The sequence below is a fragment of the Fictibacillus sp. UD genome (genome assembly GCF_043558025.1).
Classification (GTDB): Bacteria; Bacillota; Bacilli; order Bacillales; family Fictibacillaceae; genus Fictibacillus.
The window spans coordinates 165045-184767 of record NZ_JARUHH010000001.1; the positions used below are offsets into that span (position 1 = coordinate 165045).

Annotated in this window: 19 protein-coding genes; 18 read left to right on the forward strand and 1 reads right to left on the reverse strand. The window is 38.8% G+C overall.

Annotated elements, in window-relative coordinates; all coding sequences use genetic code 11:
- Positions 1-230: 230 nt before the first annotated feature.
- The 6 genes from citZ (at position 231) to pnpS (ending at position 7216) form a co-directional block, all read left to right on the forward strand.
- Positions 231-1346, forward strand: coding sequence for a citrate synthase (gene citZ / locus P8610_RS00855; protein WP_289494870.1), 1116 nt, complete (start codon positions 231-233; stop codon positions 1344-1346).
- Between the two features lie 114 nt (positions 1347-1460).
- The gene (icd, locus tag P8610_RS00860) at positions 1461-2729 is read left to right on the forward strand and encodes an NADP-dependent isocitrate dehydrogenase (RefSeq protein WP_066396762.1); all 1269 of its coding nucleotides are present in this window, start codon (positions 1461-1463) and stop codon (positions 2727-2729) included.
- Positions 2730-2801: 72 nt separating this feature from the next.
- Positions 2802-3740: a malate dehydrogenase gene (gene mdh, locus P8610_RS00865; protein ID WP_394602768.1), complete on the forward strand. Its 939-nt coding sequence runs from the start codon at positions 2802-2804 to the stop codon at positions 3738-3740.
- A gap of 89 nt (positions 3741-3829) precedes the next feature.
- A complete protein-coding gene (locus P8610_RS00870) occupies positions 3830-4306 on the forward strand; it encodes a MaoC family dehydratase (protein ID WP_394602769.1) in 477 nt (158 codons plus the stop codon).
- Between the two features lie 469 nt (positions 4307-4775).
- Positions 4776-5486 carry a winged helix-turn-helix domain-containing protein gene (locus P8610_RS00875; protein WP_394602770.1) on the forward strand — a complete coding sequence of 237 codons (711 nt, stop codon included), beginning with the start codon at positions 4776-4778 and terminating at the stop codon, positions 5484-5486.
- A complete protein-coding gene (gene pnpS / locus P8610_RS00880) occupies positions 5486-7216 on the forward strand; it encodes a two-component system histidine kinase PnpS (protein WP_394602771.1) in 1731 nt (576 codons plus the stop codon). Before P8610_RS00875 ends, pnpS begins: the two co-directional genes overlap by 1 nt.
- Positions 7217-7367: 151 nt before the next feature.
- Here pnpS and P8610_RS00885 read toward each other — a convergent pair whose 3' ends face one another.
- On the reverse strand, positions 7368-7490 hold the full coding sequence (locus P8610_RS00885) for a hypothetical protein (RefSeq protein ID WP_394602772.1): 123 nt from the start codon (positions 7488-7490) through the stop codon (positions 7368-7370).
- 217 nt (positions 7491-7707) lie between these two features.
- On the opposite strand from P8610_RS00885, the gene polA reads away from it, so the two are divergent.
- The 12 genes from polA to P8610_RS00945 all read left to right on the forward strand — a co-directional run bounded on the left by polA (position 7708) and on the right by P8610_RS00945 (position 19723).
- Positions 7708-10350, forward strand: coding sequence for a DNA polymerase I (gene polA, locus P8610_RS00890; RefSeq protein ID WP_394602773.1), 2643 nt, complete (start codon positions 7708-7710; stop codon positions 10348-10350).
- A 64-nt stretch (positions 10351-10414) separates the two neighbouring features.
- On the forward strand, positions 10415-11236 hold the full coding sequence (mutM, locus tag P8610_RS00895) for a DNA-formamidopyrimidine glycosylase (RefSeq protein ID WP_394602774.1): 822 nt from the start codon (positions 10415-10417) through the stop codon (positions 11234-11236).
- Positions 11237-11296: 60 nt separating this feature from the next.
- Entirely contained in the window at positions 11297-11938 is a 642-nt protein-coding gene (gene ytaF / locus P8610_RS00900) for a sporulation membrane protein YtaF (RefSeq protein WP_394602775.1), read from the forward strand.
- A gap of 20 nt (positions 11939-11958) precedes the next feature.
- Positions 11959-12555, forward strand: a complete 597-nt coding sequence (gene coaE, locus P8610_RS00905; protein ID WP_394602776.1) for a dephospho-CoA kinase — start codon at positions 11959-11961, stop codon at positions 12553-12555.
- Positions 12556-12698: 143 nt separating this feature from the next.
- On the forward strand, positions 12699-13739 hold the full coding sequence (locus tag P8610_RS00910; protein WP_289494880.1) for a glyceraldehyde-3-phosphate dehydrogenase: 1041 nt from the start codon (positions 12699-12701) through the stop codon (positions 13737-13739).
- A 325-nt stretch (positions 13740-14064) separates the two neighbouring features.
- Positions 14065-14448: an adenosylmethionine decarboxylase gene (gene speD, locus P8610_RS00915; protein ID WP_066396744.1), complete on the forward strand. Its 384-nt coding sequence runs from the start codon at positions 14065-14067 to the stop codon at positions 14446-14448.
- A gap of 104 nt (positions 14449-14552) precedes the next feature.
- The gene (locus tag P8610_RS00920; RefSeq protein ID WP_289494881.1) at positions 14553-14948 is read left to right on the forward strand and encodes a cytosolic protein; all 396 of its coding nucleotides are present in this window, start codon (positions 14553-14555) and stop codon (positions 14946-14948) included.
- A gap of 72 nt (positions 14949-15020) precedes the next feature.
- Complete coding sequence (nrdR, locus tag P8610_RS00925) at positions 15021-15482, forward strand: transcriptional regulator NrdR (RefSeq protein ID WP_188401624.1); 462 nt, start codon at positions 15021-15023, stop codon at positions 15480-15482.
- Positions 15483-15640: 158 nt separating this feature from the next.
- Positions 15641-17026, forward strand: coding sequence for a replication initiation and membrane attachment family protein (locus P8610_RS00930; protein WP_394602777.1), 1386 nt, complete (start codon positions 15641-15643; stop codon positions 17024-17026).
- Positions 17027-17039: 13 nt separating this feature from the next.
- Positions 17040-17984, forward strand: coding sequence for a primosomal protein DnaI (gene dnaI, locus P8610_RS00935; RefSeq protein WP_289494883.1), 945 nt, complete (start codon positions 17040-17042; stop codon positions 17982-17984).
- Positions 17985-18342: 358 nt separating this feature from the next.
- Positions 18343-19449, forward strand: coding sequence for a cyclic dehypoxanthinyl futalosine synthase (gene mqnC / locus P8610_RS00940; RefSeq protein WP_289494884.1), 1107 nt, complete (start codon positions 18343-18345; stop codon positions 19447-19449).
- Between the two features lie 127 nt (positions 19450-19576).
- Positions 19577-19723, forward strand: coding sequence for a cytochrome c oxidase subunit 2A (locus P8610_RS00945; protein ID WP_289494885.1), 147 nt, complete (start codon positions 19577-19579; stop codon positions 19721-19723).

The window sequence follows — 19723 nt, forward strand, 5'->3', positions numbered from 1 at the left end:
AAGTGATATCCGTTCACAAATATCAGATTATTGTTTATAATTGATGTGTATGTCCCATTTCCTTTAAATAGTCTTTCATTTTTCAAGTCTCAGTTTTGAGATTAAAAAGCCGGAAATGCAAGAGGCAATCCGCCTTTTTTATAAGAGAAAAATGTAAGCTCTTTCTATTTTTTAAAAAGTGAAATAATTAAAGGAGAAGAGAGAATAACAGAAAAAAAGGAGAGATAGCCATGACAGCTACAAGAGGATTAGAAGGAATTGTTGCAACAACATCTTCTGTCAGCTCTATCATTGACGATGTTTTAACCTATAGAGGATATAGCATTGATGACTTAGCTGAACATGCAACTTTTGAGGAAGTTGTATACTTGCTTTGGAATGGTAAACTGCCTAACCAATCTGAATTAGATCAATTTAAATCAGAACTAGCTGAGGCAAGTGAGCTGCCTGCAGAATTGTTGGAACAAATGAAATCGCTTCCTTTGAAGAATGCACATTCTATGACTGTATTACGTACAATCGTCTCAACACTTGCGATGTATGATGCAGATGCAGAGGATATGTCTACGGAAGGAAACTATAAAAAGGCCATCCGTCTTCAGGCACAGATGTCTTCCCTTGTGACGGCATTTGCACGTATTAGAGAAGGAAAAGATCCGATCGCTCCTAAAAAAGAACTTAGCTATGCGGCTAACTTCCTATATATGCTAACAGGCAAAGAGCCTGATGAAATTTCTGAAACAGCCTTTAATAAAGCATTAGTGTTGCATGCAGACCATGAGTTGAATGCTTCTACATTTACTGCGCGTGTTTGTGTGGCTACACTTTCTGATATCTATTCAGGAATCACAGCGGCAATCGGTGCACTAAAAGGACCGCTTCACGGTGGAGCTAATGAACAAGTAATGAAGATGCTTTCTGAAATTGGTGAAGAAGCAAATGTTGAATCTTACTTGGAGAATGCAATCGAGAACAAACAAAAGATCATGGGCTTTGGTCACCGTGTGTACAAAAATGGTGATCCACGCGCGAAGCATTTGCGTGAAATGTCCAAACAGCTTACAGCCATAACTGGGGAAGAGAAATGGTACACAATGAGCGTGAAGATTGAAGACACGTTAAAGCAGAAAAAAGGATTGCTTCCAAACGTAGATTTCTATTCTGCGAGTGTTTACCACAGCTTAGGAATCGATCATGACTTATTCACACCAATCTTTGCAATCAGCCGTGTTTCCGGATGGATTGCTCACATTTTAGAACAATACGAAAACAACCGCTTAATCCGTCCGCGTGCTGAATATATCGGACCTGATATGCAGCATTATGTAGCTTTAGAGCAAAGATAAATTTAAATCAATATGACATAACGTAAAAAGAGAAGGGATTCTTCTTCTCTTTTACCTATGTTTTTTAGTAGACTAGTAAAGTACATGCAATTGAAGAATTAGGAGGAATTTAGAATGTCTAACGGAGAACGTATTACAGTCGACAATGGTGTATTAAACGTACCAAATCAACCGGTTATCCCTTTTATCGAAGGTGACGGTACTGGACCTGATATTTGGGCTGCTGCTTCACGTGTATTAGAAGCTGCTGTTGAAAAAGCATATAACGGTGAGAAGAAGATCGTATGGAAAGAAGTTCTTGCTGGAGAAAAAGCGTTTAACCAAACAGGTGAATGGCTGCCTGCAGAAACACTTGATGTGATTCGCGATTACATAATTGCGATTAAAGGACCTTTAACAACTCCAGTAGGAGGAGGAATCCGTTCTTTAAACGTAGCATTAAGACAAGAGTTGGACCTTTTTACTTGCTTGCGTCCCGTTCAATACTTTAAAGGTGTTCCTTCACCAGTAAAACGCCCTGAAGATACAAACATGGTTATTTTCCGTGAAAACACAGAAGACATCTATGCTGGTATCGAGTATGCAAGCGGTTCTGATGAAGTGAAAAAACTGATCCAATTCCTGCAAGATGAGATGGGCGCAAACAAAATCCGTTTCCCTGAAACTTCAGGAATCGGAATCAAACCGGTTTCTTCAGAAGGAACTCAGCGTCTAGTACGTGCTGCGATCCAATACGCGATCAACGAAGGCCGTAAGAGTGTAACGCTTGTTCACAAAGGAAACATCATGAAATATACAGAAGGTGCTTTCAAGAACTGGGGTTATGAGCTAGCTGAAGCTGAATTCGGCGACAAAGTATTTACATGGGCTCAATACGACCGCATCGTTGAAGAGAGCGGAAAAGACGCAGCTAACAAAGCTCAAGCTGACGCTGAAGCTGCTGGGAAGATCATCGTGAAAGATTCAATCGCTGATATCTTCTTACAGCAAATTTTGACTCGTCCAGCTGAATTTGATGTAGTTGCAACAATGAACTTGAACGGTGACTACATTTCTGATGCACTTGCTGCACAAGTTGGTGGAATCGGTATTGCTCCAGGAGCAAACATCAACTACGAAACAGGACATGCAATCTTTGAAGCAACTCATGGTACTGCTCCAAAATACGCAGGTCTTGATAAAGTAAACCCATCATCCGTTATCCTTTCAGGAGTATTAATGCTTGAGCATTTAGGTTGGGGAGAAGCTGCTAAGCTTGTTCTTTCTTCAATGGAAAATACAATTGCTAGTAAAGTTGTAACATATGACTTTGCTCGTCTTATGGACGGTGCAACTGAAGTTAAGTGTTCAGAGTTTGCAGACGAACTAATCAAAAATATGTAATCTTTGTTGGCCCCTTTCGCGAGGGGTCTTTTCAAAAGACGAAGAAATTATAAAGTTTCTGGAGGGAAAGACATGGCTAACAAACGTAAAAAGATTTCAGTTATTGGCGGCGGATTTACCGGAGCAACGACGGCATTCATCTTAGGGCAAAAAGAAGTTGGAAACGTAGTATTAGTTGATATTCCCCAAATGGAAAACCCAACAAAGGGGAAAGCGCTAGATATGATGGAAGCGAGCCCTGTTCAAGGGTTTGACGCTTCGATTACTGGAACGAGTGATTATGCAGATACATCGGGTTCTGATGTAGTCGTTATTACTGCTGGTATTGCTCGTAAGCCTGGAATGAGCCGTGATGACTTAGTGAATACGAACGCGGGGATCATGAAAAGCGTAACGAAAGAGATCGTAAAACATTCTCCTGAATGTACGATCATCGTTTTAACGAACCCAGTTGATGCTATGACTTATACGGTTCTAAAAGAGTCAGGTTTTCCTAAGAGCCGTGTAATCGGACAATCTGGAATTCTAGATACAGCTCGTTTCCGCACATTTGTTGCTATGGAGTTAAACCTTTCTGTAAAAGACGTTACTGGCTTTGTTCTTGGCGGACACGGAGACGATATGGTTCCGTTAGTACGCTATTCCTATGCAGGAGGAATACCACTAGAAAAATTAATTTCTAAAGATCGTCTTGATGCTATTGTTGAGCGTACACGTAAAGGCGGCGGTGAAATCGTTAATCTATTAGGTAACGGTTCCGCATATTATGCGCCAGCTGCTTCATTAGTTGAGATGGTTGAAGCGATCGTTAAAGACCAACGAAGAGTGCTTCCTTCAATCGCTTATTTAGAAGGTGAATACGGTTACGAAGGTATCTGTCTTGGTGTTCCGACTATCCTTGGAGGAAACGGTCTGGAAGAAATTATTGAACTAGAACTTACAGCTGAAGAGAAAGCAGCTCTTGATCAATCCGCGGAGTCTGTAAAGTCAGTAATGAAAGTATTAGCATAAGCATGTGAAAGGAAGAAAGATTCGGGCGTACCCCGAATCTTTTCTCCTATAAACAATGAAAGCGCTACCATGGAAAAGGAGGTCTTAAAATGCTGATTGGAAAAAAACGAAAGCTCGGAAGAAAGATAGGCGAAATCCAAGCAGGCGAAAAGCTAGAGATGCAGGAAACAATAGAAGATAAAGATCTTCTTCTGTATTTAGGATTAACAAATGATAATAACCCATTGTTCATACAGCATGATTATGCAACACTTACACCTTTTAAAAAGCCGGTCGTACCTCAAATCATGCTCATGGGAATGGTAACTTCTGCTGTGTCCAAATATTTACCGGGTCCAGGAAGCTCTATCGTAGAATCTCAATTTTCTTTTGTTAAACCGGTCTTTCATTATTCGAAACTAACTTTTCTATTTGAAATCACAGAGGTAGACCGTGATAATCATCTTGTACGTATGAAAGTTACAGCGAAAAATGAAGATGGCATTGAAGTGCTGAAGAGCAGTTTACAAGTATGTCCGCCATATCCACCAAAGTCTATCACATCCAATACAATGGAGAATTTTTAAACCTTTCATCTGAAAGGTTTATTTTTTTGCTCTTTTTTAAAGGGTGTTTGGTATTCTATGATGACCTTGGAAGTGGTTGATTTCCGTTACAGGTGCTCGCTTTCCGCGGGGCAGGCGGTGAGCCACATTCTTAACGTTTCACTTTTAAGTGTCTCACCTGCCGGCCTGTCCCGCAGGAGTCTCGCCCTTCCACTTCAATCAACTTGTCTAAGAAGAAAGTTCAAAATTAAATAATCTTTCAGAATGGATGTTTTGTATGAGCAGTGTAACATTCAAGTAGTTGATTGCCGTCATTCATCAAGTGCTTATCTTTGCCATAAATCATGACAAAGTAGTAATAATAGGTCAACAATGTAAAGGAAATGTTAAGGGTATGTAAAGTCGGTATGAAAATTTTGCGATTTTTGTACACACTAATAAAAAAATAGTATGATAAATTTGTACAAGTCGTAAAAAGGTGGGAATGTGAATGAGCCAAAAGTTACTCGTTGTAGAAGATGAAATATCCATCTCAACATTGTTGCAATTTAACTTAGAACAAGCAGGATTTCAAGTAGTAACGGCAATGGATGGCAAGAGCGGATTAGAGAAGGCAGAAAGCGAAGGGCCCAATCTGATCATACTAGATCTCATGCTGCCAGAAATGGACGGGATAGAAGTTTGTAAAGAGCTCCGTCTTAGGAAATTAAATATTCCTATTCTCATGCTAACGGCTAAAGATGACGAGTTTGATAAAGTTTTAGGCCTTGAGCTAGGTGCTGATGATTATATGACTAAACCATTCAGTCCAAGAGAAGTAGTAGCTAGAGTGAAAGCCATTCTCCGCAGGACTGCATCAGTGAATACTGATTCTGAAAAACCAAAAGAAGAAGTTGAGCATCTCAGAATTGGTGAAGTGGATATTTATCCTGAGAATTATGAAGCTTATTTTAAAGAAAAGGCACTAGAACTAACACCAAAAGAATTTGAACTGCTCGTTTATTTAGCTCGGCACAAGAGCCGTGTTCTTTCGAGAGAGCAGCTTCTATCTGCGGTTTGGAATTATGATTTTGTAGGAGATACGAGAATTGTTGATGTGCATATTAGTCATCTTCGTGAAAAGATCGAAAGCAATACGCGTAAGCCTGTTTATATCAAAACCATTAGAGGGTTAGGTTATAAATTAGAGGAGCCTCAATAATGCATGACTTTAAAAACCGGGTACTTACCTTTTTTTTGCTCGGTATTTTACTTGTTTTTATTCTTTTAGCATTAATTATGGGAAACATCGTTCATCACAGTGTTAAAGAGAAACGAATGGAATTCTATACGGGAGAATTAAGCCTGATTGAAGAAGTCCTAAAGACAGAGGAACGAAAATTAATCATAACTAACATATTGAGAACAGCCTCAAAATCCTTAAAAGGTGAAATCTATGTACTGGATTCGGACTGGAATGTAAAGTATACATCTGACGGGGACAGTCCAAGAAACATGGCATCCTATTATCCAGGTGATGCAAAACAATCGAATCAGAGTCTCGTGCAAAAGAACGAGAATGGCAAATTGTATTATACATTAAAAAAGAAAGATGAATCAGGGTATATACAATTTGCAATTCCAGAAGGTTCTGCGGAATCAGATGAGAGATCAATATGGATCATGATGTCAGTCGGTTTTTTAGTATGCTTTATTATCATTCTTTATGTATCCATTAAAGTGATTCATAAGATTGTTCGGCCTGTTGAAGAGGCGACACAAACCGCTAAAGAACTTGCAAAAGGAAACTTTAAAGCAAGAACATATGAGTACTTTGGAGAGGATATTGGTGAGTTAAACTTTTCATTGAACGTATTAGCTAGAAATCTGGAAAAAATGACAAAATCACAGGAATCACAGCATGACCGCTTAATAACGTTAATCGAAAATATGGGTAGCGGACTAATTCTAATTGATGCAAACGGCTATATCAATTTAGTGAATAAAGCATTTAAAGAACTATTCAAGGAGCATGCTGATTATTGGACGGGCCATCTGTTTTACGAAGTATTTCCACATGCTTCTATTAAAGATATCGTTAAAGAAACGTATCTAACTGAAAAAAATGTAAGGAAAAACACAGTCATTCCGATTCATATTGAAAGAAAGCATTTTGATGTTTATAGCGCACCCGTATTAAATGCTAAAGGCAAATTGAAAGGAATAGTACTCGTTTTTCACGATATAACGGAGTTGAAAAAACTAGAGCAGGTAAGAAAAGATTTCGTAGCCAATGTGTCTCATGAACTCAAAACACCAATTACCTCTTTAAAAGGATTTGCAGAAACACTTTTAGATGGTGCTGGAGAAAATGCAGAGTTCCGAAATAAGTTCTTAACTATAATTTTGAATGAAAGTGACAGACTGCAAGCGCTGATACAAGACTTACTTGATTTATCAAAAAGTGAGCAAAGCTTTCAGATAGATGTACAACAGACTAATTTAGAATCATTAGTTAACGAAACGGTAGAGATTTTACTTCCAAAGGCTGAAAAAAAAGAGATTTCACTTTCAGTCGAGGTTATAGGCAATACAATGATGGATGGAGATCCTCCGCGGCTGAAACAGATTATCATCAACCTTGTATCAAACAGCTTAACGTATACGCCTGTCGGTGGCAGTGTATCTGTAATTGTCGAAGAACTTGAAGAGCATGTTAAGCTAGTCGTTAAAGATACAGGAATCGGTATTAAAGAAAGTGAGATTCCTCGTATTTTCGAGCGATTCTATCGTGTAGATAAAGCACGAAGCAGGAATTCAGGTGGAACTGGACTGGGGCTTGCTATTGTTAAACATCTTGTAGAAGCTCATCATGGGACCATCTACGTTCAAAGTAAGCCTGGTGAAGGGTCACTTTTTACAATATTATTTCCAAAAAAGATAGAGTCTTAAGATTTACAAATCCTTTACACCCTTGTTTTCTTTAATTAATAGTCAGACTTTATTATAAAAGTATCCTTTTTCAGTACCCCCTTAGCGAGAATCCTTTGGATTCTCGCCTTTTTTTTGTTGCAACAATAGGCTGTTTTCTTAAACTTTGATGTTATTGGAAGAGGTTGATTTCCGTTCCAGGTACTCGCTTTCCGCGGGGCAGGCGGTGAGCCACATTCGTACGTTTCACGTATAAGTGTCTCACCTGCCCGCCTGTCCCGCAGGAGTCTCCCACCTTCCACTCCATTCAACTGTATAGGGGTTGAAAGCAACAATCTTTAGAATAGAGTTCTGATAAAAGCGAAACCTTTGGGTGCTAATCATCAGCACCTTTGATACCCGAAACCGCATCTTTTGGTCTGCGGTGAGCGAAACACATTCCTTCTTTTTTGTTTCTGTTAGCGGTCATGATACAATAGATTGTAGAGAATTGTCCTCAGGAGGTTACGGACTTGGGAAAAACAAATAAATTAGTGCTGATTGACGGAAATAGTATTGCTTATCGAGCTTTTTTTGCTCTGCCCCTTTTAAACAACGACAAAGGCGTTTATACAAACGCTGTTTATGGGTTTACGCAAATGCTATTAAAGATTTTAGAAGATGAAAAGCCAACTCACATCCTTGTTGCTTTTGATGCTGGGAAAACGACTTTCCGCCATAAGACGTTTGGTGAATACAAAGGCGGCCGTCAAAAAACGCCACCTGAACTATCTGAACAGTTTCCTTTTATCAGACAGCTATTAGATGCTTTTGAAATTAAACGTTATGAACTTGAGAATTATGAAGCCGATGACATCATCGGAACACTTGCTTCGCATGCGGTAGATGGTGAATGGGATGTCAAAGTTTTTACTGGCGATAAAGACTTGCTTCAGCTCGTTACCGAGGATGTTGAAGTTGTTTTAACGAGAAAAGGAATAACAGAGGTAGAAGCATATACAGTCGAACAAGTAAATGAACGATATGGTATCACGCCAGATCAGATCATTGATATGAAAGGTCTGATGGGAGACCCGTCAGACAACATTCCAGGCGTTCCTGGAGTTGGAGAAAAGACTGCGATCAAGCTTATCAAACAATACGGAACGATTGAAAAAGTATTGAATTCGATTGATGAGATCTCAGGAGCTAAGCTGAAAGAACGTTTAACAGAAAATAAGGAACAAGCTTTAATGAGTAAAGAGCTTGCTACTATCACAAAGGAAGCCCCTGTTAAGATTGGTTTAGAAGATACAAACTACGAAGGCTATGATAATTCTTCTGTTTTTCCTCTATTTAAAGAGCTAGGTTTCAACTCGCTGCTAGAAAGATTAGGTGGTGAAGAAGAAGTCCTTCAAGATGCAGAAAAAGAAGAGCTTAGCTTTCAGACTGTTACGAAAATAGAGCCTGACATGCTAAGAAGTCCTTCTGCCCTTGTTGTTGAAACTCTTACAGAAGATTATCATAAAGCGAAAATTCATGGGTTTGCGCTCAGCAATGAAAGTGGAACGTTTTATATCTCTTCCACTCTTGCAGAAGAATCTACTGAATTTAAGGATTGGCTGCAAGATGACAAACAAAAAAAGGTCATGTTTGATGCCAAAAGAGCTCATGTAGCATTACACGGTCAAGGAATAACGTTGAATGGAATTGAATTTGATATCCAACTTGCTTCATACCTGCTAAATCCTGCTGAATCTTTAGATGAGGTGGCTGATGTTGCAAAGCAATATGGGAAATCCAATGTAGATGTGAATGAAGCTGTATACGGAAAAGGTGCTAAGAAAAAGCTGCCGGAAGAAGAAGGAGTTTTAGCTGAACACCTATGCAGAAAAGCAAATACCATCTTTCAATTGAGTGAAATACTAGATGGAAAGTTAAAAGAGAACGAACAGAGTGATTTATTCTATCATCTAGAGATGCCGCTAGCTCTAGTACTAGCTAAAATGGAAGAGTTCGGAGTAAAGGTTAAGGCAGATACACTGCAAAAGATGGGCGCTGAATTAGATCTGCAGTTAACTTCATTAGAAAAAGAAATTCACGAGCTTGCAGGTGTTTCATTTAATATCAACTCACCAAAACAGCTCGGTGAAATCTTGTTTGAGAAATTAAATCTTCCTCCTGTAAAAAAGACCAAAACGGGTTACTCTACTTCAGTAGATGTTTTGGAGAAATTAGAAGGAAAGCATGAGATCATTCATAAGATTCTTATCTATCGTCAGCTTGGTAAGTTAAGATCAACTTACATCGAAGGTCTTTTAAAAGTTGTGAAAGAAGATACAGGGAAAATTCATACTCGATTTAACCAGGTGCTTGCTCAGACAGGAAGACTCAGTTCGATCGATCCGAACCTGCAAAATATCCCGATACGTTTAGAGGCAGGAAGGAAGATCAGACATGCCTTTGTGGCTTCAGAACCTGGATGGAAGATTCTTGCAGCCGATTATTCGCAGATTGAATTGCGAGTACTGGCGCACATCTCTCAAGATGAAAACTTGATGGAAGCTTTCAAAAAGGAGATGGATGTTCATACGAAAACAGCCATGGACGTTTTTCATGTTGGAGAAGATGAAGTAACATCTGAAATGAGGCGACATGCAAAGGCCGTTAACTTTGGTATTGTTTATGGAATTAGTGATTATGGATTATCTCAAAGTCTAGGAATCACAAGAAAAGAAGCAGGCGAATTTATCGCGTCTTACTTAGAAAGTTTTCCAGGTGTACAGCAATACATGAAGGATAGCGTTACAGAAGCAAAGCAAAGCGGATACGTTTCAACTCTTCTTCATAGAAGACGTTATTTACCAGAAATCAACAGCAGAAACTTTAACCTTCGCAGTTTTGCTGAGCGTACAGCTATGAACACTCCGATCCAGGGAACAGCAGCTGATATAATAAAAAAAGCGATGGTGGATATGGATCAGCGTTTAAGTAAAGAAAAACTAGAAGCGAAGATGCTTTTAACCGTTCACGATGAACTTATTTTTGAAGTACCTGAGAATGAATTACAAAAGCTAGAACAAATTGTCTGTGAGGTAATGGAACAGGCAGTTGAGCTAGATGTGCCATTAAAAGTAGATGTGAACTGGGGAGATTCCTGGTTTGAAGCAAAATAAATAAAAAAACAGCATCCTCATTAAAAGTGGGGTGCTGTTTTTCTTAATAAAGGAGGTGGACTTGATGCCTGAGTTACCTGAAGTAGAAAACGTCAAAAATACGCTGAATCAATTTTTGCCTGGCAAAGTAATTAAAGATGTAAAAATTCATTGGGATAATATTATCAAACATCCTTGTACGGAAGAATTTGTCATGAAGCTCACAGGTCAAACTTTTGAAAAGGTGTACAGAAGGGGTAAATTTTTAATTTTTCATCTGAATGAAGATTCTTTAGTTTCTCATCTGCGAATGGAAGGCAAATACGGTTTGTTTGAATCGGATGAACCTGCTGATAAGCACACACACGTGGTGTTTGAGTTTACCGATGGAACAGAGCTTCGATATCGTGATGTAAGAAAGTTTGGTACTATGCACTTGTATCCAAAAGGGACAGAAGAAAGTAATGCCCCGTTGAAAACGTTAGGAATAGAACCTCTATCAGATTCCTTAACAGCAGCTCTTATGAAAAAGTTATTCTCTAACAGAAAACGAAATATAAAAGCAGTACTCCTAGATCAGACGCTTTTAGCTGGATTAGGAAATATCTATGTGGATGAAGTATTGTTTCAAGCAGGCATACATCCAGAGACACCTGCGAATGAATTATCACTTCACAGGTTAAAGAAATTAAAAAAAGCAATAACGGATATATTATCTGAATCCGTTAAGCATGGGGGAAGCTCCATCCGTTCTTATACGAATGCGATGGGTGAAACAGGTGGATTTCAGCTGAAATTATTTGTGTACGGCAGGAAAAATGAAGCGTGCCGGGTATGCGGGACCGAGATCGAACGGTTAGTCGTAGCCGGAAGAGGAACTCATATTTGTAAGTCTTGTCAAAGATAAACCATTTTACTGCTCCTTTCATATACTACGTTTACCGTTAACTGAAAGGAGTACAGGAACATGGTGGCTTACTCATTTGTTTTACTGGCACTAGCCGTCAGCCTGGACAGTTTTGGAGCCGGATTAACGTATGGAATGAAATCCATTAAAATTCCTTTTCGCTCCATAATAATCATTGCAATTTGTTCAGCTGTTACCTTTTTACTTTCAATGGTGCTCGGATTTGCGTTAGAACAATTCATTTCGCCAAAAACGGGTGAGATATTGGGAGGCATGATTCTTTTAGGAATAGGAATCTATTCTCTATGGCAGGTTTTTTTGCCAGAGAAAGAGAACATTGAGAGCAATGAAAAAGAACCTAAGAACATTGTGCTTTTTGAAATTAAGTCTCTAGGCATCGTCATACACATTCTGAAGAAACCAGTGATGGCTGATATTGATAAGTCTGGTTCCATAACAGGCTGGGAAGCTGTACTGCTAGGAATAGCATTATCGCTTGATGCGTTTGGAGCAGGAATCGGAGCCGCACTTATCGATCTTTCACCTTTTTTAACAACTTTTACGATTGCTGTAATGAGTGCGTTGTTCTTGTGGGGTGGAATGGCGTTAGGTTTATATTTATTCAATAAAACAAATTGGATGAAGGGTTTATCCATTCTGCCAGGTGTATTATTGATTGTAATGGGATTGCTAAAAATGTAACAGTAACAGGGGGAAAACGATTGATAATCGGATTAACAGGAGGCATCGCAACTGGGAAATCGACAGTCAGCCAGATAGTAAGGAATCAAGGAATTCCTATAGTCGACGCTGATATCATTTCCAGGGAAGTTGTTATGCCAGGAAAAGAAGCATATGAAAAAATTGTCTCTAGTTTTGGCGCAGGTATTTTGCATGAAGACGAGACGATAAATCGAGCACAATTAGGAGAAATTATTTTTAACGATGCTGAAAAAAGAAGTGTACTAAACAATATAGTACATCCTGCTGTTCGGAAAGAGATGCGGCTGCAAGCTGATTCCTACCTTAAATCAGGTGAATCTTTAGTGATAATGGATATTCCTCTACTATTTGAGAGTAAACTTACGCACATGGTGAATCGAACCTGGCTCGTATATGCAAAACCTGAAATACAGTTAGAGCGTCTTATGTTAAGAGACGATTTTACGGAACAGCAAGCATTATCTAGAATTCAATCACAAATGCCGATCGACGAGAAAAAGAAACTAGCAGATATAGTGATTGAGAATAACGGTTCTCTTACAGAGTTGGAGAGTCGTGTTCTGCAGCTGCTAAACGATACAAAAAACAGACCTTAAGAATGATAAGGTCTGTTTTTTGTATATATAAGCCCCTTTTTAGCCTATTTTAAATAAAAGTATGTTCTTTTCGTGGTTCATTATGATATACTATTTACAGATAGATACCATAAAGAGTATAACACATTGGAAGGAGCAGCTTCATGAAAGCAAAAATTGCAATTAATGGCTTGGGGAGAATCGGAAGAATGGTCTTCCGTAAAATGATGGAGAACGATGAATTCGAGGTTGTAGCTGTTAATGCCAGCTATCCAGCAGAAACACTTGCTCACATGGTTAAATATGATTCTATACACGGAACATATCCTGGAGACGTTATCGCTGGAGAAGATGCCCTTTTTGTTAACGGAAAAAAAGTTCTTTTAGTAAATTCCCGTGATCCTCGCGAACTTCCTTGGGGAACATTAGGTATTGATATTGTTATAGAAGCTACAGGCAAATTCGTTTCAAAAGAATCGGCAGGTCTTCATATTGAAGCGGGTGCAAAGAAAGTAATCATTACAGCGCCAGGGAAAAATGAAGATATTACAATTGTTATGGGTGTAAATGACAGCGATTACATTTCAGCTGAACATCATATTATTTCAAATGCATCTTGTACAACTAATTGTTTAGCACCAGTAATCAAAGTGCTAGATGATCAGTTTGGTGTTCAATCTGGCATGATGACAACGGTTCATGCCTATACAAATGACCAAAAGAATATCGATAATCCACATAAAGATTTAAGACGTGCACGTGCATGCGGAACATCTATTATTCCGACATCAACAGGTGCAGCCAAAGCGATCTCAAAAGTTCTTCCGCATTTAGAAGGAAAGCTAAATGGAATGGCCCTTCGCGTTCCAACTCCAAATGTTTCTTTGGTAGATGTTGTTGTGGAACTTAAGACGCCAGTATCAAAAGATCAAGTAAATCATGCATTTCAATCAGCTGCTGAAGGATCCATGCAAGGTATCCTCGGGTATAGCGATCTTCCTTTAGTTTCGATCGATTATAACGGAAATGAAAACTCTTCGATCGTAGACGGATTATCGACTATGGTGATGGACGGGAATAAGGTTAAAGTTCTTGCTTGGTATGATAATGAGTGGGGTTATTCTTGCCGAGTTGTAGATCTTGCAAAGCATGTTAGCCTTGCATTGAATACGCCTGTTCAAGAGAAGAATGTATCGGTTTCGTAAATTAAAAAATATTTATTCAGAGAGCTGGTAACTTGCCAGCTCTTTTTCGTTTTGCTAAATACTTAAAGAGAATCATACTAGCAGTAAAGGACAGGCAACAAAAATGAATCGCATCAAAAAATTGATACAAAAAAATTTGCCCATACTTATTGCAAATAAATTTTAAAAGAAGTATACTATGTTTCGTGAACTTCAAATAAAGCAAACAAAGGCGTTGAATGCTACTTAAAGGGTTAGGACCTCTTTGGACTAACTTGCCCCCGTGGTGGATGTTCAATACCGCATGCTTGAAGGCATGATTATTTTTAAAAGGGGGACTATGCTAATGGATACAATGGGAAGACACGTAATTGCTGAGTTATGGGGTTGTGATTCTGAAAAATTAAATGACATGAAATTTATTGAAGAGACATTCGTTGATGCTGCATTGAAAGCAGGTGCAGAAATTCGTGAGGTTGCTTTTCATAAATTTGCTCCACATGGTGTAAGTGGGGTTGTTATTATTTCTGAATCTCATCTAACTATTCACAGTTTTCCTGAGCATGGTTATGCAAGTATTGATGTTTATACGTGTGGAGATCGAATTGATCCTAACGTAGCTGCTGATTACATTTCAGAAGCATTAGGCGCTAAGAAACGTGAAAACTTGGAAGTTCCTCGTGGAATGGGTCCGATTTCCGTTGCCAAATCAAAAGTTACTGCTCAATAATTAAAAACAGAATGTAAGCGAGGTGTGAGATTTCACACCTCTTTTTTATTTCACTCAAAATAGGGAATAATACGATACAAATTACGTTGCTTTGGAGGACTACTATGTTTAGAAAACTTCAAAATCTTATGGAAAGCCATGCAGAAACGAGTGAACAGCATGTAGACGAAAGGCTTAAAACACATTATTTTAAAGCTAATAAGCATGAAGTAATGAGAGTTATTAAACAAATCTTAGATGAGGATACCAATTTTCAGGAACTTGGTTTTTCAGAAGAAAGGGGAGAGGTAACCTTTGAGGTAAGACAGCCTAAGAATGCATTTGTTGTAGTAAGTGTCGTAACAGTGAAGCCAAATCGTACAGCTGTAGACCTTAATGTTTCTACAGAATCTGCTCTTCCCTTTAATTTCGGCAATAATCAAAGACTGATCACGAGCATTTACGAAATGTTAAAACAAAAGCTTACGTTTATTGGGACGTCTATGGCTGAAAAATTGTAGGAATAGCTTGTCACATTCCTCCATTTTCTTTAAGATAGATATAGAATAGAAAATTTTTTGGGGATGATTACAATGAGGTGTCCTACTTGCCAGCACAACGGAACAAAAGTGCTTGATTCAAGACCTGTACATAGCGGAAGGTCCATTCGCCGACGAAGGGAATGTGAATCTTGTAGCTATAGATTTACTACATTTGAAACGGTAGAACAAACACCGCTTATCATTGTTAAAAAGGGCGGGGAACGGGAAGAATTCAGCCGCGAAAAGATTCTTCGAGGGCTTATTAAAGCATGTGAAAAGAGACCTGTTCCCTTGGAAACACTTGAAAATATAGTAGATAGTATTGAAAAAGAATTGCGAAACTCAGGTGCATCTGAAATTTCAAGTACAGCTGTTGGTGAACAGGTAATGGAACACTTGTCTAAAACGGATGAAGTTGCTTATGTAAGATTTGCTTCGGTTTATCGCCAATTTAAAGATATTAACGTCTTTATACAGGAACTTAAGGAACTCATTAACAAAGAGGAGCGTTAAAGCGTCTGATATACTGCTGTAACGCTCTTTTTGTTCCTTTAACAAAACAGTTATGAAGAGATAAAAAACGTAAAATACATTGTAATTATGGCTGACGATTAAAACGATCTGTCGGCCACATTACTTTTATAACTTATCATTTATAAAGGGTGAAAACGATGACGGTACATTTTCAGGAAGTCGTGCCCGTTGATGCGTATTCCGTCCAGTGCAAGGGTGTATTACATGAAGGAGATCACAAAGTTCTCACCATGCTTTATCAGCCATTGATTGGCGCTTTTGCACATAGTTTATACATGACATTATGGTGCGAAGCAAATATGGATCGACAGGCACAAAAACACCAGCACCTTATGAACGTAACTCAGTTCTCATTAAAAGATATTTTATCCGGCAGAAAGAAATTAGAAGCGATCGGACTGCTAAAAACATATAAGAGAGATGGAGAGAGTTCAAGGGAATATTTGTATGAGCTTCAACAACCTCTATCTCCAAATGCATTTTTTACAGATGGTTTTTTAAGTATTTACTTATTTAATCGACTAGGAAAAGCGAAATTCACTGAAGTAAGAGAATCATTCTATATTCCTCAATTAGATGTTTCGGGTTTTAAGGATGTGACAGCTTCGTTTAGCGATGTGTTTACTTCGCTGCATCCATCTGAGATGTCTTCAAAGAGTTATGCCGAGATATCAGAAAATGTGCTTCCAGAAGATGCCGCTTTACATGAAAAAGGAGTTCATGGGAAAGTTGTACTAGGTGAGTCTACTTTTGATTTTGAGGCGATGGTAAACCAGATTTCTGCTTTCATCGTCCCTAAAGAGGTTCTTACTCCTAAATTGAAGGAAGCAATATATAAACTGGCTTATATCTACCAGCTGCAGCCAATAGATATGAGCAAGCAAATCCAAAACGTATATTACTCAACAGGTGAGATATCTGCGGAAAACTTAAGAAGAGAAATTCAAAAGTGGTATCGTTTTGAACACGAAGAGGGGCTTCCGGTTTTGGCTTTGAAAACACAACCGGTTCCTTTAAAAGCACTGCATGGGATGCAGCCGCAAACAAAAGAAGAAGAGCTTATTAAGTATTTTGAAGAAGTGTCACCATATCGTCTTCTAGAAGACTACTCTGGTGCTACACCTTCGGAAGTTGATCTGAAACTAGTTGCGTATTGTATGCTCGATCAAAACTTAACACCAGGAGTTACAAATGTGCTTTTGGATTACGTTTTATCTGAGAATGACATGAAACTTGCAAAAGGACTAATTGAACGAATCGCATCACATTGGGCTCGTAAAAAAGCGCAAACCGTAACGGAAGCTATGGCGCTTGCTCGTGATGAAAAACGAAAATATAAAGAATGGCAAGATAAAAAGTCAAATTCTAGATCTTATAGAGATAATAAAAAACCGAACGTAACAGTACCAGATTGGCTGAAGCAAGATAAGGCTCCAACTAGTCAGCCAGACGAGACGAGTTCAAGTTCTACAGAAGATGAGAATCGCAAATGGCTAGAGAGCTTGTTAAATAGTTCGAAATAAAGGGGGGAACAACATGGAATCCATAAAGGAATCTGTTAAACACATGCCGGGTTTTGATAAGTTTCAAGAGAGATATGAGCAAATGAAACAACAAGTTCTATCTGACCCGGGTGTCATGCGTTTTTTAAGAGAAAACCCTGACATATCAGATGTCCACGCGGAAAAATTATTGTCCAGTTTTTACACCTTTAAGAACGAACAACATGCCTGCCGCAATTGCCCTGGTTTAGAGAAATGTCCTAACCTTATGCAAGGATACAGATCGGAACTGACGAAAGTTAGACAAACTGTAGAACTTCGATACAAACCATGCGAGCTGAAAATTCTTGATGAACAAAAGAAAACGATGACTTCATTAATTAAAAGCTATTTTATTCCAAAAGAGATTTTAGAAGCAAGGTTCGATCGTTTGTATAAACATAGTATTGATGAAACAAGACGAAATGCTATCTCAAAGGCGTATGAGTTTGTCCAAATGGCAGGTACAGACCAACAAGTAAAAGGCATTTATTTTTATGGTAAGTTCGGTGTAGGTAAAACGTATTTACTCGGTGCCATTGCAAATGGATTAGCTGAAAAAGGCATTCATTCACTAATCATCCACACACCGGAGTTTCTGCGAGAGATGAAATCATCACTTTCTGATGGCAGTTTTGATTCTAAAATGGAACTATTAAAAACGGTCCCTGTATTAATGTTGGACGATATTGGTGCGGAAAACATGACTAATTGGGTAAGAGACGAGATTATCGGAGTTATCCTTCAATATCGAATGATGGAAAAGCTGCCAACTTTGTATACATCCAATTGTGATTATGACATGCTTCAGCAGCACCTGTCTTATTCCCAAAAAGGCGGCCTCGATGAAGTGAAAGCTCTTAGGATCATGGAGCGAATTAAACATTTAAGTTCTCCAGTATTCATGGGCGGCAATAAAAATTTCAGAGAAGACTATTAATATCGGTTTCTGCTCTTTCTAGGGCAGAAGCTTTTTCTTTAATGCTGTTATAGTTATCATTCATTGGTGTTTTTGAAAGTGGTTGATCTCCGTTTCAGGTGCTCGCTTTCCGCGGGGCATTCGGTGAGCCACATTCGTACGTTTCACTCTTAAGTGTCTCACCTGACCGCTTGTCCCGCAGGAGTCTCACACCTTACACTCCGATCAACCTGCCAATGGAAGCGATTTTTAAAATGCTTTTAAGAGCATCCAATCTTTTAGAAAACGACGTCATTAAAAACCCAAAGCTGTCTCTTCTGCTAAAATATGATAGGATAAGAACAGATGAGATCTAAGAAATTGTATTCGGAGGTTACCGATGAGTATAGAATCGATTTTACAAAAAGCTTTAGATGGCGAACGTTTATCGGTAGAAGACGCCGTTAAACTTTATGAAAGTGATGAAGTAGAACGTATGGGAGAAGTGGCGGATATTATTATGAAAAGGTGGCACCCAGAACCGATCACCACTTTTGTAATAGGACGCAACGTAAACTATACAAACTTTTGTGATACATATTGCAGGTTCTGTGCCTTCTACAGAGCACCAGGAAGTGAAGAAGGTTATGTATTGGACGATGAAGTAATCTTCCAAAAAATACAGGAAACCGTTGATGTTGGCGGTACAGAAATCTTAATGCAAGGTGGAACAAACCCAAATCTGCCGTTTAGCTATTATACCGACTTATTGCGTGAAATAAAGAAACGGTTTGATATTACGATGCATTCTTTCTCTCCGGCTGAAGTGTGGAAGATGGTTGAAGTATCAGGGCTATCTCTTGAAGAGGTACTTCGTGAACTGAAAGAAGCTGGTCTTGATTCGTTGCCTGGCGGAGGAGCGGAGATTCTGGATGATCGTACACGTAAGAAGATAAGCAGATTAAAAGGTTCTTGGACCGAGTGGATCGAGTGTATGAAGACAGCTAAAAAAGTAGGGCTTCATTCTACTGCGACGATGGTAATTGGATTTGGAGAAACGTTTGAAGAGAGAGCTCTTCATTTAAAACGAGTTCGCGATGCTCAAGATGAAGCGGATTGCTTCCTGGCTTTTATTTCGTGGACGTTCCAACCTGACAATACAAATATGAAGGCAGAGAAGACAACGCCAAGAGAATATTTGAAAAACGTTGCCATCTCTCGTATCTTCTTAGATAACATTCCAAACTTCCAATCCTCTTGGGTAACAATGGGTCCTGAAGTTGGAAAAAAATCTCTTCATTATGGCTGTAACGATTTTGGCAGCACGATGATGGAAGAGAACGTTGTTTCAGCTGCTGGGACAACACACAAAGTAAACACAAACTTAACGCTTCGCTTAATTCGTGAAGCAGGTAAGATTCCTGCACAGCGAAATACAAAATATGAAACGCTTCGTGTTTTTGAAGAAGAGGAAAAAGCAGAAAAAGATTTTGTTATGCAAAACTAATGGAGAACACCTGACATGAATTCGTGTCGGGTGTTTTTTTATGTATGAATACCGTTATGACTTTTGTCACAGCGGTAATTTTTATAAAGCATTATTCTGTAGATGTAAAACGTGAGGAGGAATGAAGATGCCGCAGCTTCAAAAAAATGTAAAGGAAGAAGTGGAAGTAAAAAAAGAAAGAGAGTTGTTAGGCACTCTTATATCAGTAATGGGTGTAGGATTATTTATCGTTTTATCATGGACGGCAATTTATTTGCTGTACCTTTCACGTTAG

Excerpts from the sequence above, each read along its gene's own strand:
- citZ (WP_289494870.1), top strand. The coding sequence starts at position 231 with ATGACAGCTACAAGAGGATTAGAAGGAATTGTTGCAACAACATCTTCT.
- icd (WP_066396762.1), top strand. The coding sequence starts at position 1,461 with ATGTCTAACGGAGAACGTATTACAGTCGACAATGGTGTATTAAACGTA.
- mdh (WP_394602768.1), top strand. The coding sequence starts at position 2,802 with ATGGCTAACAAACGTAAAAAGATTTCAGTTATTGGCGGCGGATTTACC.
- P8610_RS00870 (WP_394602769.1), top strand. The coding sequence starts at position 3,830 with ATGCTGATTGGAAAAAAACGAAAGCTCGGAAGAAAGATAGGCGAAATC.
- P8610_RS00875 (WP_394602770.1), top strand. The coding sequence starts at position 4,776 with ATGAGCCAAAAGTTACTCGTTGTAGAAGATGAAATATCCATCTCAACA.
- pnpS (WP_394602771.1), top strand. The coding sequence starts at position 5,486 with ATGCATGACTTTAAAAACCGGGTACTTACCTTTTTTTTGCTCGGTATT.
- mutM (WP_394602774.1), top strand. The coding sequence starts at position 10,415 with ATGCCTGAGTTACCTGAAGTAGAAAACGTCAAAAATACGCTGAATCAA.
- ytaF (WP_394602775.1), top strand. The coding sequence starts at position 11,297 with ATGGTGGCTTACTCATTTGTTTTACTGGCACTAGCCGTCAGCCTGGAC.
- P8610_RS00910 (WP_289494880.1), top strand. The coding sequence starts at position 12,699 with ATGAAAGCAAAAATTGCAATTAATGGCTTGGGGAGAATCGGAAGAATG.
- speD (WP_066396744.1), top strand. The coding sequence starts at position 14,065 with ATGGATACAATGGGAAGACACGTAATTGCTGAGTTATGGGGTTGTGAT.
- P8610_RS00920 (WP_289494881.1), top strand. The coding sequence starts at position 14,553 with ATGTTTAGAAAACTTCAAAATCTTATGGAAAGCCATGCAGAAACGAGT.
- nrdR (WP_188401624.1), top strand. The coding sequence starts at position 15,021 with ATGAGGTGTCCTACTTGCCAGCACAACGGAACAAAAGTGCTTGATTCA.
- P8610_RS00930 (WP_394602777.1), top strand. The coding sequence starts at position 15,641 with ATGACGGTACATTTTCAGGAAGTCGTGCCCGTTGATGCGTATTCCGTC.
- dnaI (WP_289494883.1), top strand. The coding sequence starts at position 17,040 with ATGGAATCCATAAAGGAATCTGTTAAACACATGCCGGGTTTTGATAAG.
- mqnC (WP_289494884.1), top strand. The coding sequence starts at position 18,343 with ATGAGTATAGAATCGATTTTACAAAAAGCTTTAGATGGCGAACGTTTA.
- P8610_RS00945 (WP_289494885.1), top strand. The coding sequence starts at position 19,577 with ATGCCGCAGCTTCAAAAAAATGTAAAGGAAGAAGTGGAAGTAAAAAAA.